This window comes from Curtobacterium sp. USHLN213 (assembly GCF_037144815.1).
GTDB lineage: Bacteria > Actinomycetota > Actinomycetes > Actinomycetales > Microbacteriaceae > Curtobacterium.
This window is the reverse complement of sequence record NZ_JBBCYQ010000008.1, coordinates 78,923-91,726: the sequence shown is the minus strand read 5'-3', so window position 1 is coordinate 91,726 and position 12,804 is coordinate 78,923. Positions and strand designations below refer to the sequence as shown.

15 protein-coding genes are annotated in these 12,804 nt (G+C 71.6%); 3 read left to right on the top strand and 12 right to left on the bottom strand.

Going from position 1 to position 12,804, the window contains the following annotated elements; all coding sequences use genetic code 11:
• Positions 1-15: 15 nt before the first annotated feature.
• The 8 genes from WFH25_RS12285 to WFH25_RS12250 all read right to left on the bottom strand — a co-directional run bounded on the left by WFH25_RS12285 (position 16) and on the right by WFH25_RS12250 (position 7,456).
• Positions 16-876: an ABC transporter permease gene (locus WFH25_RS12285; protein ID WP_336697868.1), complete on the bottom strand. Its 861-nt coding sequence runs from the start codon at positions 874-876 to the stop codon at positions 16-18.
• A gap of 57 nt (positions 877-933) precedes the next feature.
• Positions 934-1,260 carry a hypothetical protein gene (locus tag WFH25_RS12280; RefSeq protein ID WP_336697867.1) on the bottom strand — a complete coding sequence of 109 codons (327 nt, stop codon included), beginning with the start codon at positions 1,258-1,260 and terminating at the stop codon, positions 934-936.
• Positions 1,257-2,003 (bottom strand): ABC transporter ATP-binding protein, encoded by a 747-nt coding sequence (locus WFH25_RS12275; protein WP_071295431.1) that lies wholly within the window; start codon positions 2,001-2,003, stop codon positions 1,257-1,259. The genes WFH25_RS12280 and WFH25_RS12275 overlap by 4 nt, the downstream gene beginning before the upstream one ends.
• Positions 2,000-3,001: an HlyD family efflux transporter periplasmic adaptor subunit gene (locus tag WFH25_RS12270; protein WP_336697866.1), complete on the bottom strand. Its 1,002-nt coding sequence runs from the start codon at positions 2,999-3,001 to the stop codon at positions 2,000-2,002. Before WFH25_RS12270 ends, WFH25_RS12275 begins: the two co-directional genes overlap by 4 nt.
• Positions 3,002-3,177: 176 nt before the next feature.
• The gene (locus tag WFH25_RS12265) at positions 3,178-4,854 is read right to left on the bottom strand and encodes a ribonuclease J (RefSeq protein WP_070416509.1); all 1,677 of its coding nucleotides are present in this window, start codon (positions 4,852-4,854) and stop codon (positions 3,178-3,180) included.
• Positions 4,855-4,902: 48 nt separating this feature from the next.
• Positions 4,903-5,880, bottom strand: a complete 978-nt coding sequence (gene dapA, locus WFH25_RS12260; protein WP_336697865.1) for a 4-hydroxy-tetrahydrodipicolinate synthase — start codon at positions 5,878-5,880, stop codon at positions 4,903-4,905.
• 227 nt (positions 5,881-6,107) lie between these two features.
• A complete protein-coding gene (locus WFH25_RS12255) occupies positions 6,108-6,626 on the bottom strand; it encodes a dihydrofolate reductase (RefSeq protein ID WP_336697864.1) in 519 nt (172 codons plus the stop codon).
• Positions 6,626-7,456: a thymidylate synthase gene (locus tag WFH25_RS12250; protein ID WP_336697863.1), complete on the bottom strand. Its 831-nt coding sequence runs from the start codon at positions 7,454-7,456 to the stop codon at positions 6,626-6,628. The genes WFH25_RS12255 and WFH25_RS12250 overlap by 1 nt, the downstream gene beginning before the upstream one ends.
• Before the next feature lie 58 nt (positions 7,457-7,514).
• Between WFH25_RS12250 and WFH25_RS12245 the strand changes: the two genes are divergently transcribed.
• A complete protein-coding gene (locus WFH25_RS12245) occupies positions 7,515-8,426 on the top strand; it encodes a TIGR01777 family oxidoreductase (RefSeq protein WP_336697862.1) in 912 nt (303 codons plus the stop codon).
• 53 nt (positions 8,427-8,479) lie between these two features.
• Here WFH25_RS12245 and WFH25_RS12240 read toward each other — a convergent pair whose 3' ends face one another.
• A complete protein-coding gene (locus WFH25_RS12240; RefSeq protein ID WP_402736958.1) occupies positions 8,480-8,941 on the bottom strand; it encodes a tetratricopeptide repeat protein in 462 nt (153 codons plus the stop codon).
• A 5-nt stretch (positions 8,942-8,946) separates the two neighbouring features.
• Complete coding sequence (locus WFH25_RS12235) at positions 8,947-9,693, bottom strand: 4-hydroxy-tetrahydrodipicolinate reductase (protein WP_071301748.1); 747 nt, start codon at positions 9,691-9,693, stop codon at positions 8,947-8,949.
• A gap of 23 nt (positions 9,694-9,716) precedes the next feature.
• Between WFH25_RS12235 and WFH25_RS12230 the strand changes: the two genes are divergently transcribed.
• Both WFH25_RS12230 and WFH25_RS12225 read left to right on the top strand, forming a co-directional pair.
• Positions 9,717-10,193 (top strand): GNAT family N-acetyltransferase, encoded by a 477-nt coding sequence (locus WFH25_RS12230; RefSeq protein ID WP_336697861.1) that lies wholly within the window; start codon positions 9,717-9,719, stop codon positions 10,191-10,193.
• Positions 10,194-10,226: 33 nt separating this feature from the next.
• Positions 10,227-10,718: a DoxX family protein gene (locus WFH25_RS12225; RefSeq protein WP_336697860.1), complete on the top strand. Its 492-nt coding sequence runs from the start codon at positions 10,227-10,229 to the stop codon at positions 10,716-10,718.
• On the opposite strand, the gene WFH25_RS12220 is transcribed toward WFH25_RS12225, so the two are convergent.
• Positions 10,706-11,308: a histidine phosphatase family protein gene (locus WFH25_RS12220; RefSeq protein WP_070419134.1), complete on the bottom strand. Its 603-nt coding sequence runs from the start codon at positions 11,306-11,308 to the stop codon at positions 10,706-10,708. The two genes, WFH25_RS12225 and WFH25_RS12220, sit on opposite strands and share 13 nt — an antisense overlap.
• Positions 11,309-11,316: 8 nt before the next feature.
• Complete coding sequence (locus WFH25_RS12215; protein WP_336697859.1) at positions 11,317-12,651, bottom strand: M16 family metallopeptidase; 1,335 nt, start codon at positions 12,649-12,651, stop codon at positions 11,317-11,319.
• Between the last annotated feature and the right edge of the window lie 153 nt (positions 12,652-12,804).

Here is a 12,804-nt window from a genome sequence, read left to right as displayed (position 1 = left end):
ACGGCGGGCGCGGTGTCAGTACCGGATCGCGTCGATGACCTTCACCCGGACCGCGAGCACCGCGGGCAGGAAGCCGGCGAGCGCGCCGACGAACACCGCCGACCCGACGCCGATGAGCGCCGCCTCGAGCGGGAACGGCGCCCCACCGACCTCGACCCCGCTCGTGATCAGTCCGCGCACGGTGTCGTTCCCGAGGACCGCGGCGCCGATCATCACGCCGATGCCGCCGGCCACCGCGGTACCGAGGACGTTCTCGAGCAGGACCGCCACGAAGATCCGCCCCGCCGAGGCGCCGACGCCACGACGGATGCCGATCTCACGGATGCGCTGGCGGACGCTCACGAGCGACACGTTGAGCAGGCCGAGGCCACCGAGCACGAGGACGAGCACCGCGACTCCCGCGATGACGTAGCGCATCGCGCCGAGCGGGTCGCCGTCCACCGAGCCCGCGGCGTCCATGCGGCCGGCGTCCACCGACACGTCGCCGCCGACCGCGCGCTCGGCGTCGCTGGCGATGCGGTTCGCGAGCGCCTTCGCACCGTGCTCGGGGATCCAGACCTCGAACGTCCGCTGGTTGCCGTCGTCCGCACCGGGCGTGACGCTCGCCGTCGCGACGGAGTTCGCCAGCTGGTAGAACATCGGGTCGGTGTCGTACTCCGACGACACGTACTGCCCGATGACGACCGCGGTGACGCCGGGGGTGCTCGGCATCCGGACGGTCGGGTGCGTGACCACGTCCGCGCCACCGAGCCGGTCGAGGAACGCCTGGTTGACGACGATCGCCGGTGCCAGGCGGTCCCGGTCGGACTCGGAGAACCAGTCCCCCGCGGCGATCCGCAGCCGGTGGATCTCGGCCCACGGCGGGTCGACCGTCATGCCCTGGACCTCGGCGACACCGTCCGGGAACTGGATGCGACGGGACGTGTACGACGCCTAGGTCGCGTACTGCACGTCGTACCGGTCCGCGGCCGCGCGGAGTTCCCGGTCGACCGCGTCCGCCGTGGCCGCCGCGGCCGCACCGGTGCCGTCGCCGGAGCCGGGCGTCCCGGTGATGCTGTAGGTCGCGGGACGTCCGCCGTACTGCTCGTTGAACGCCGCGGTCACGCGCTCCGCGAGCGACCCGAACCCGACGACGACGGCGAGCGAGGCCACCGCGATGGTGACGCCGACGAGGCTGAGCACGACCCGGCCACGGTGGACCCGGAGTTCCTGCCAGGACTCGACCAGCGTGCCGACGACGGTCGTCACGACCCGGTTCACGGCGTCACCCCGACGACCTCGGCGGCGATCCCGGCGACGGACACGTCCGTGGGGTCGACGACCAGGCCGTGGTCGATGCGGTGGACGACGTCCGCTCGTGCGGCGACGGCGGCGTCGTGGGTGATCGTCACGAGCGCCGCCCCGGTCTCGCCGGCGACGGTCTCGAGGAGCTCCATCACGACACGACCCGTGTCGACGTCGAGTGCGCCCGTCGGTTCGTCCGCGAGGATCAGGCGCGGCGCACGCACGAGGGCACGGGCGATCGCGACGCGCTGCTGCTCACCGCCCGAGAGGCGGTGCGGCTGCGTGTCGGCGCGGTCCGCGAGTCCGACCCGGTCGAGCATCTCGAGTGCGAGCCGACGCCTGGCCCAGAAGGCGCGTCCGGTCGCGTAGAGCAGGGGGACCTCGACGTTCTCGAGCGCGGTGCGCCCCTGCAGGAGGTTGAACTGCTGGAACACGAACCCGACGTCCTCCCCGCGGATCCGGTCCCGCCGGAGCGACCCGGCACGACCGACGTCGACACCGCCGAACTCGTGGACGCCGTCGGTCGGGGTGTCGAGCAACCCGAGCACGTTGAGCAGGGTGGACTTGCCCGACCCCGAGCGCCCGACGATCGCGACCCGGCTGCCCGCGTCGACGTCGAGGTCGACGCCACGCAGGATCTCGAGCTCGGACCCGTCCGGGAGCTCGACCGACTTGCGCAGCCCGCGCACCCGGACGAGGGACGCTGCCCGCGCGCTCATCCGACCACCACGGAGCCGTCGTCGGCGAACTCGTCGCCCTCGACCTGCTCCTTGCCCGGGACGAACTGCAGGACGGTGTCGCCCTCCGACAGCCCCGACCGGACCTCGACGCTCTCCCCGTCGTTGAGGCCGAGCGCGACGGTCTTCTCGGCACGCTTGCCGTCCTCGCCCACGACCGTGACGACGCCCTTCTGCGCCGTGCCCTGCACCGCGGTCGTCGGGAGCGTCAGGACGCCCTCCGCCTTCCCCGCGGGGACCGCGACCGTGACCTCGAGTCCGGGGAACACGGTGACCCCGCTCGGCACGTCGCACGCGAGTTCCGTGCCCCCGGCCGAGGCGTCACCGGAGCCGTCGTCGCCGGCGTCGCCGGCGTCCGCGGAGGACGCCGCAGCACTCGTCAGCGTGAGGTGGGTGCAGGTGAACGGCGCCGGGCCGTCGGTGACGGTGACGGTCGCCTCGGACGGACGCGAGGTGAGGCGGTAGAGCTGGGCGGCATCGAGGGTCGCGGTCGCCCGGTAGGCCTCCGGTGCCACGCGTGCCACGGTGTCACCGATGGCCACGGGCTGCTTCGTGACGAGGTCGAGTCCGGACACGGTGCCGGACGCCGGCGCGACGACGGTCGAGAAGGTCACGGTCGGGGGCAGCGGTTCGCCGTCGTCGGTCGTCCCCGTCGACGGGGTCTCGACCCGGACGTCGATCACCGGGGCGCCCTGCTCGACGTGCGCGCCGTTGCCGGCGAACACCTTGTTCACCGTGCCCTCGACCGAGGAGCGGACGGCCGTGGCGGCCACCGACCGGATCGTGCCGGTCGCCTCGACGTCGTTCACGATGTCGCCGGTCGCGACCGTGACGGTCGGGTCCTCGATCGCGCCGGTCGGGACGGTCTCCTCGCCCTCGGGCTGGGCTGCGAAGAACGCGAGGCGGACGAGGGACACCGCGATGGCGGCGAACACGAGGAACTTGAGGCCGGGCCACACCCAGCGACGCAGGACAGTCACCCCGGAACACTATTGTCTGACATACCGACAGAAGATCATCCTGTGGGATGAAACCGGTCAGCCGACAGGCCGGAACGTGCCAGGAGGCTCGGTGCACGTCCGTCAGGAACGTGCACCGCGCCTCCTGGACACGGCCACTGCGACCACCGCGACGTCCGCGGTGGTCGCGACGAGCACTACGCCTCGATGACCACCGGCACGATCATCGGCCGACGACGGTGCTTCGTGTTCACCCATCGACCCACGGTCCGGCGGACGACCTGCCCGAAGGCGTGCCCGTCGCGCGTGCCGTTCGCGGCCGCCTCGGCGAGCGCCTTCGCGATCTGCGGACGGACGTCGTCGAAGACCGAGTCGTCCTCGGCGAAGCCGCGCGACTGGATCTCCGGGCCGACCACGCACTGGCCGGTGGTGAAGTCCACCGCGGCGAAGATCGAGATGAAGCCCTCTTCCGCGAGGACCCGGCGGTCCTTGAGGTCGGCGTCGGTGATCTCGCCCACGGTCGACCCGTCGACGTAGACGTACCCGATGTCGAGCTGGCCGGCGACCCGGACCTCGCCGTCCTTCAGGTCGACGACGATGCCGTCCTGGCCGAGGATGACGTTCCGCGGCGGCACACCGGTCTGGATCGCGAGGTCCGCGCTGGCGTACAGGTGGCGGTGCTCGCCGTGCACGGGCAGCACGTTCTTCGGCCGGAGGATGTTGTAGCAGTAGAGCAGTTCGCCGGCCGACGCGTGTCCGGAGACGTGCACCTTGGCGTTGCCCTTGTGCACGACCTTCGCGCCGAGCTTGGTGAGCCCGTCGATGACGCGGTACACGGCGTTCTCGTTGCCCGGGATCAGCGACGAGGCGAGGATGACGGTGTCGCCCTCGCCGATCTCGATCTGGTGCTCGAGGTTGGCCATGCGCGCGAGCACGGCCATCGGCTCGCCCTGCGACCCGGTCGACATGTAGACGATCTGGTCGTCGGGGACGTTCTTCGCCTTCTTCGTGTCGATGAGCACGTTCTCGGGAACCCGGAGGTAGCCGAGGTCGGCGGCGATCGTCATGTTGCGGATCATCGAGCGGCCCATGAACGCGACCTTGCGGTTCGCGGCGGCGGCGGCGTCGAGGACCTGCTGCACACGGTGCACGTGCGACGAGAAGCTCGCCACGACGACCTTCTTGCGGGCGCGCGTGATGATGTTCTCGAGCACGGGTCCGATGTCGCGCTCGGGCGCGGTGAAGCCCGGCACGTCGGCGTTGGTCGAGTCCGGCAGGAACAGGTCGACGCCCTGCTCCCCCAGGCGTGCGAAGGCACGGAGGTCGGTGATGCGGTCGTCCAGCGGGAGCTGGTCCATCTTGAAGTCGCCCGTGTGCAGGACACGACCGGCGGGGGTCGTGATCGCGACGGCGAGGGCGTCCGGGATGGAGTGGTTGACGGCCACGAACTCGAGGTGGAACGGGCCGAGCTGCTCGGTCTGGTCCTCGGCCACGACGAGCGTGTACGGCTTGATCCGGTGTTCCTTGAGCTTCGCCTCGACCAGGGCCAGGGTCAGCGTGGAGCCGATCAGCGGGATGTCGTCGCGGAGCTTCAGCAGGTACGGGACGGCGCCGATGTGGTCCTCGTGGCCGTGCGTGAGCACGACGCCGAGGACGTCGTCGAGGCGGTCCCGGATCGGCGCGAAGTCCGGCAGGATCAGGTCGACCCCGGGCTGGTGCTCCTCGGGGAAGAGCACGCCGGCGTCGACGATGAGCAGCTTGCCCTCGTACTCGTACACGGTCATGTTGCGACCGATCTCGCCGAGTCCCCCGACGGGGATGACGCGGAGGGTGCCGGCTTCGAGCGGCTGCGGTTCGGAGATCTGTGTGGGCATTCGGTCCTACGGATTCGGGCGACGCGCGTCCTGCGCGCCGCGTGTTCGCTAGCGGGTGGTGCCTGGCACCTTCGGAAGAGCACCGCCGGCCGCTGCGTTGCGGTCGGGGCGGAAGTTGGAGAAGTCGGCGCCCGGGATGTCCCGGACGGCTTCGAGCGAGGTCTCGATGGCGTACGCCTCGGAGTCCTCGGGGCCGACGAGCGGCAGCCGGACGCGCGGGCTGCCGGTGCGGCCGAGCCCGTGCAGGATGTACTTCGCCGCCACGGTACCCGGCACGTGCGTCATCACGGCACGGACGAGGGGTTCGACGCGCTTGTGCTCGGCGGTCGCGGTGGCCAGGTCGCCCCGGTTCACGGCGTCGACGATCGTGCGGTACGGCGTCGACGTGATGTTCGCCGTGACGCCGATGAGCCCCGTCGCGCCGATCGACAGGTGCGGGAGCACGTTCGTGTCGTCGCCCGAGAAGTACATGAGGTCGGTGTTGTTGAGCACCCGGGACACCTCGGCGAAGTCGCCCTTGGCGTCCTTCACCGCGAGGATGTTCGGGTGGTGCGAGGCCCGCACGATCGTCTCGTACGTGATCGGGATGCCCGTGCGACCGGGGATGTCGTACAGGATCACCGGCAGGTCGGTCGCGTCGGCGATCATCCGGAAGTGGGTGAGCACACCGGACTGCGTCGGCTTGTTGTAGTACGGCGTGACGATCATCACACCGTCGGCGCCGGCCTTCTCGCTCTGCTTGTACAGGTGGATCGCGTGTGCGGTCTCGTTCGACCCGCCACCCGTGATGATCTTCGCGCGCCCGGCGGCGACGGACTTGCCGACCTCGACCAGCCGGAGCTTCTCGGGGTCGGTCAGCGTGCTCGTCTCACCGGTCGTGCCGGTGACCACGATGCCGTCGGCGCCGGCGGTGATGCAGTCGTCGATGTGCTGCTCGACGCCGGGCCAGTCGACCTCGCCGTCGGCCGTGAACGGGGTCACGAGGGCGACGAGGACCTGACCGAAGGGATTCTCACGCAGGGACACGGGCACCAGCGTACCGGGGATGCGCGCGAGGGCTGCCGTCCGCGTGGACGGTGCGGCCCAGGAGGCGCGGCTCGACCCCGCCCCGCACGCTGCGGCCGCGCGGCGCGTGGCCGGCCGGCGCTGGCGCGGCGCGGCCCGGAACGTGTCGAACCAGGTTTCCGACGTCGAACCATCGCCGATGCCTGGTGCGATGTCGTTTCCGTGGTTCCACGCCCCGGCGAGCGGCGCTACGCGCGCCGGCGCCACTCGAGGAAGCGGTAGCGCGTCCCGTCGACGCGCGACTCCTGCCACGGCCCCTCGTCGACGAGCGACCACCCGGCAGCCCCGGCGAGCGTCGGCGCCACGGTGTCCCCCGGCACCTCGACGTCGATCACCGTCTCGGAGACCCGGTCGGCGAAGGGCACCCCCGCCGCGTACACCTGCCCGCCGCCCATGATCCACACGGGCTCGTCGGTGTCCAGCGCGGTCGCCAGGTCGTGCACGACCTCGGCCCCGTCGGCCGTCCACGAGGCGTCTCGCGTCAGCACGACGTTCCGCCGCCCGGGCAGCGGCCGGAAGCGCTCCGGCAACGACTCCCACGTGCGGCGCCCCATCACGACGGTCGCGTCGCCGGTGACCTGCCGGAAGTGCGCGAGGTCCTCCGGCACGTGCCACGGCATCCCGCCGTCGGCCCCGATCACGCCGTTCGTCGACCGCGCCCAGACCATCCCGACACCACGGACGGGTTCGGTCCACGAGGACGACATCAGACGGCGACCGCGGCCGTGATCGCCGGGTGGTGGTGGTAGCCGACGACCGTGAAGTCCTCGTACTCGTAGTCGTCGATCGAGTCCCGCGGCGCGAGCTCGAGTGTGGGGAGCGCGTACGCGGTCCGAGACAGCTGCTCCTCCACCTGCTCGACGTGGTTGTCGTAGACGTGGCAGTCGCCGCCGGTCCACACGAACTCGCCGACCTCGAGCCCGGTCTGCGCCGCGATCATGTGGGTGAGCAGCGCGTACGAGGCGATGTTGAACGGGACGCCGAGGAACATGTCCGCGCTCCGCTGGTAGAGCTGGCAGGAGAGCTTGCCGTCGTTCACGTAGAACTGGAAGAACGCGTGGCACGGGGCGAGCGCCATCTCGGGGATGTCGGCGACGTTCCACGCCGAGACGATCAGGCGGCGGCTGTCCGGGTTCGTCGTGATCTGCTCGATGACCTGGGCGATCTGGTCGAAGTGCTCCCCCGACGGCGTCGGCCACGAGCGCCACTGCACGCCGTACACCGGGCCGAGGTCGCCGTCCTCGTCCGCCCACTCGTTCCAGATCCGGACGCCGTGCTCCTGCAGCCAGCGGGCGTTGCCGTCGCCGCGCAGGAACCAGAGCAGCTCGTAGGCGACGGACTTGAAGTGCACCCGCTTCGTCGTGACGAGCGGGAAGCCCTTCGACAGGTCGTACCGGAGCTGTGCGCCGAACAGGCTGCGGGTCCCCGTCCCGGTGCGGTCGCCCTTCGGAGTCCCTTCGGTGAGGACACGCCGCAGCAGGTCCTCGTAGGGGGTCGCGACGGTGGGGTCGGGCTGCACGGTCTCGCTGTCGGTCACGACCACGAGCCTACGACGAGCCGGAGACATTCACGGGCAGTTGAGTAGCGTGAGCGACATGACGACAGCGCCGCTCTCGATCCTGCTCGCCGGTGCGTCCGGCTTCATCGGTACGCCCCTCGTCCACGCCCTGCGCGAGGCCGGGCACCACGTCACCACCCTCGTCCGACGCGAGCCGCGCACGGCGAGCGAGTTCCGCTGGTCCCCGGGCACCCGGAAGCTCGACCCGGCGATCCTCGACGGCGCCGACGTCGTGATCAACCTCGCCGGCGCGAACATCGGCAAGCTCCCCTGGACCGAGACCTACAAGCAGGAGATCCTGCAGTCGCGGGTGTCCGCCACCGAGACCCTCGTCGAGGCCATGCGCCACGCGACGAACCCGCCGCCGCTGTTCCTCTCGGGGTCGGCCTCGGGGGTCTACGGCGACCGCCCGGCCGACGTCCTGCAGGACGACGCGGCCGCCGGCACCGGCTTCCTCGCCGAGGTCTGCACCGCGTGGGAGGCCGCCGCGAACGCCGCTCCCGAGGGTGTCCGCGTCGTGACGCTCCGCACCGGCATCGTCGTCGGGAAGGGCGGCGGCGCGCTCGCACCGCTCGTCCCGCTCACGAAGACCGGGCTCGGCGGCCGCCTCGGCACCGGTGGGCAGCACTGGCCGTGGATCGCCCTCGAGGACGAGGTGGGCGCGATCGTGCACCTCGCGACCAGCCCCGACGCCGCGGACGTCGTCGGGCCGGTGAACCTCGCCGGCCCCGAGGCCGCCGTCGCCGACCGCATCACCAAGCGCGTCGCCGAGGACCTGCACCGGCCCTACCTCTTCCGGATCCCGGAGTTCGCGCTCCGGCTGCTCCTGCAGCAGGCGGCCGACGAGATGCTCCTGTCGAGCCAGCAGATGGTGCCGACGAAGCTGCTCGAGTCAGGCTACGCGTTCCGGTACCAGCGCGCCGAGGACGCGGTCGACGCCGCGTTCTGACGCGACCGGCTGCGGGCCCGGAGGCGCGGTGCGGGCCCGCACCGCGCCTCCTGTCAGGACACGCGTGCCCTGGTGAGCGCTTCGCGCATCGCGGCCCGCGCCCGCTTGCGGTCACCCGCGGCGTCGTAGACGACGCCGAGTCGGTACCACCCGCGCCAGTCCGCCGGGTCGGACTCGACCGCGGCCTTGTACTCGGGGAAGAGCTCGTCGGCGGCCTCGCGCGTGGGACGCCCCGAGGGACGGACCGGGACGACGTCCGAGGGAGCGCCGCCCTCCTGCTCGAGCCGGGCGCCGAGCCGGGTGATGCGCAGGCCGAAGCGGAACTCGAGCACGAGCAGCAGCGCACCGATCGCCGCGACGACGAAGAGCGCGACGCCGATGCCGATGCCGATCGGGATACCCGTCGCGATGAACGCCACGGCACGCTGCCCGACGAGCACGATGTACAGCGCCAGCAGCACCGCCATGAGCGCCGCGCCCCAGAAGGGCGAACGGAGGGACCGGGTCAGGCGCACGACGGTCAGCCGATGCCGAGGACGCTGCCGAGGCCGACCGTGAGGCCGCGCATCGACCCCACGGCGGACAGGGCTGCACGGATGCCGGCGACGTAGGCGACGTCGTCGTTCGTGTCGTGCCGGATGGTCAGGGTCTCGCCGGGGCCGCTCAGCACCACGTCCTGCACGGCCTTGACGCCCGGCAGACGGAGCGAGTGGATCGGGACGCTCGCGACCTGCTGCCCCCGCGCGCGCTGGTCGACGTGGGGTGCGTCGACCGGACCGACCTCGCGCCGGGCGTCGGCGATGAGCTCGGCCGTGCGGACCGCGGTGCCCGACGGGGAGTCGATCTTGCCGGCGTGGTGCGTCTCGACGATCTCGACCGAGGGGAACCACGGCGCGGCGATCGTCGCCAGGTGGGTGCCGAGCACGGACCCGATCGAGAAGTTCGGGACCACGAAGACGCCCTGCTCCGGACGCGACTCGAGCCCCGCGCGGAGCGTCGCGAGTCGGTCGCCGGACCACCCGGACGTGCCGACGAGCACGTTCGCGCCGCTCACGAGGGCGTTGTCGACGATCGCGGGGCTGAGCGCCGGGACGGTCACGTCCACCACGATCGCCGCGCCGCCGAACACGTCGGGACCGGCCTCGTGCGCCCCGTCCTTGGAGGACAGGCTCGCGACGAGCTCGAAGTCGGGCAGTTCCTCGACCACGGCGGCCACGAGGCCCCCGAGACGACCGGTGGCGCCGACGACGGCGACGGGAGTGACCATGTCCACCATCCTAGGATCGACGCATGACGCTCGAGGTCAGGACCGTGCCGGCAGACATCCCCGAGGTCGACGCCCTGCTCGACGCGTACCTCGACGAGCGCGAGGCCACGTTCCCGAGCGCGCAGGGGTCGTACTCGCGGAAGCGCACCCCGGCGGCCGAGTTCACGCCGCCGGTCGGCACCTTCGTCGTCGCGTACGACGGAGGTCGCGCGGTCGGGTGCGGCGGCCTCCGTCGGCTCCCCGACGACGGCGACGACGTCCGGTTCGAGGTGAAGCACGTCTTCGTGACTCCGGAAGGACGTGGACGCGGCGTGGCGACGGCGGTCATGGACGCGCTCGAGGCACGCGGTGCGCAGCTCGGCGCGACGGCGATCGTGCTGGACACGAACGACTCCCTCGTCGCCGCCGGTGCGATGTACCGCGGTCGGGGCTACGAGCGGGTACCCGCGTTCAACGACAACCCGAACGCGACCGCCTGGTACCGCAAGCCGGTGCGCTGAGGCGATCCGCGCCTCCGCTCCGAACGGCAGGGCATGGTCCTGCTCCTCCGTGCCCTCGACTCCCCGACCCGCCTGCCGTTCCTCTCGATCTCGCTCGTCCGGGTCGCGCTCGGGCTGTTCTTCGCCGCGTCCGGGTGGAACAAGACCGTGACCGCTCCGGGTCGCGCGGCGATGGCGGAGACGATCCGCTCGATCGGCGCGCCGGTGCCCGAGCTCACAGCTGCCGTGGTCGCGGGCTGCGAGCTCGTCTTCGGCGTGCTGCTCGCCGTCGGCCTCGTGACGCGGGCGGCTGCGGCCGTCCTCGGCGTGATCAGCACGGTCGCGCTCACGACCGTGGCGGTCCACCAGCTCGGGCCGGCGGACGCGGTGACCTGGTACGGCGACCTGCTCTACCTGCCCGAGGTGCTGTACCTGCTCCTCGCGGTGGTGCTGGTCGCGCTCGGCGGTGGGCCGTTCGGGCTGGACCGGGTGCTCCGAGCGCGGGTCGCCGCACCCCGGGTGCGCAGGGCCCGTCAGACGGGCTGACCGACCGGCAGGCCCGTCCTCAGCTCGACGGGCAGGTGCGCCAGGTCGTTGAGCGCGACGACCTCGGCCGGCTTGGCCGAGCGGATCCGGATGATCGTCAACGCCGTGTGCGCCACGTTCGTCCCCATCCAGCGCCACTCCGGTGCCTGGAACGCCTCGCGCACGAACCAGCCGATGACGGCGTTGTGCGTGATGAGGAGGTCGTGCCGGTCTTCGCGGGCAGGGGTGAACCACTCCGCCACCGCATCGCCCATCTGGGCCTGCCCCGCGACGATCTCCTCTTCCGTGATGCCGCCGTACCACCCCTGGTAGGCGTGCGGCATGTCCGGCGTCGGACCCGACGGGATGCAGTCGAAGAGCAGGGTCGACGGCTCGGGCTCGATCGCCGGGAGCCGCTGCGACAGGAACGACGCGGTCTCGCTCGGCGCTTCGAGCGGCGAGTGGTAGACGCCGTCGAACGGCACCCCGCCGAGACGGTCCGCGACGAGCATCGCCTGCCGCTTGCCGCGCTCGGACAGCTTGCCGTCCCGCAGCCCGTGTTCGGCGTCCTGGTGTTCGCCGTGCCGGACGAGGTAGAGGTAGTGCGACATGTCGGTGCTCAACCGCCGATCCCGATCGCGGCCGCGAGCTCGTCCTGCTGCACCGCACCGACCACCGAGGTGATCGTGGGCCGGGTCAGGAGGTCGCGGGCCAGGTCGAGGACGTCGTCGGTGCTGACCCGGTCCACGCGCTCGAGGGCGGTGGCCAGGTCGGTGAACTCCCCCGTGCCGAGCTCGGACCGGCCGAGTCGGGTCATCCGGGCGTCGGAGTCCTCGAGCGAGAGCGTGAGCGCCCCCTCGATCTGCCCCTTCGCGCGACGGAGCTCGTCGCTGGTGATGCCGTCGTCGACCATCCGGCGGAACTCCGCGTCGACGATCTCGACCACCCCGGCCACGTTGTCGGGGGCGCACCCGGCGTAGACGCCGAAGGCACCGTTGTCGAGGTAGGCGGGCGCGAAGGAGCTCACCGCGTAGGCGAGTCCGCGGCGCTCGCGCACCTCTTGGAAGAGTCGGGAGCTCATGCCGCCGCCGAGCACGGCGTTGAGCACGCTGAGGACCGGCCGCCGTTCGTCGCGGAGGTCGAGGCCCTGCGACCCGCGGAGCATCGAGACCTGTTCGGTCGGACGGTGCACGACCGAGAGTTTGGGGATCGCCGGGTCCGCCACTGGCTGCGGGGTCCGCCGTGCCAGCGGAGCAGCGTTCGGGACGCCCTGGAACACGGCCTCGACGAGCTCGCAGAAGCGGTCGTGGTCGATCGCCCCGGCGGCGGTGACGACGATGCCGTTCGGCGCGTAGTGCTCGCGGTAGTGGGCGAGGACCTCGTCCCGCTGCACGGCGCGGATGCTCTCCGGCGTGCCGCCGATCGGCCGGCCGAGGGCGTGCCCGTCGAAGGCCGCGGCGAAGAACGCCTCGCCGGCGACGTCGGCCGGGTCGTCCGCCGCCATCGCCAGCTCTTCGAGGATGACCCCGCGCTCGATGTCGAACGCCGCGTCGTCGAGGACGGAGCCGGTGACCATGTCCCCGATGACCGAGACGGCCATCGGGACGTCGGCGTCACGGACCCGTGCGTAGTAGCACGTGTACTCCTTGGCGGTGGCGGCGTTGTGCTCGCCACCGACGGAGTCGAACGAGATCGCGATGTCGAGGGCCGACCGGGTCCGGGTGCCCTTGAACAACAGGTGTTCGAGGAAGTGCGTCGAGCCGTACTGGCCGTCGCGTTCGTCGCGGGAGCCGACCCCGACCCAGAAGCCGAGGCTCGTCGAACTCGCTCCGGGCATGGCCTCGGTCAGGACCCGCACGCCGGACGGGAGGACGGTTCGGCGGACGAAGGCGCCCCCGGACGTCAGGAACGACGTGTCCGGGGCCTCGAGCGGCAACGGCACTGGGTGGTTCATCGCAGACGAGCCTACTGACCCCGGAGCGCCCGCCGCCCAGTTTCCACAGCCGCTCACGGTGTCACTCGAAGTGGGGTACAGATATGGAGGATAGAAAGACTCGTCTGTCTGTCCTCCTTGTGGTACAGTTCTCGTACCGGATCGGAAGCCCCC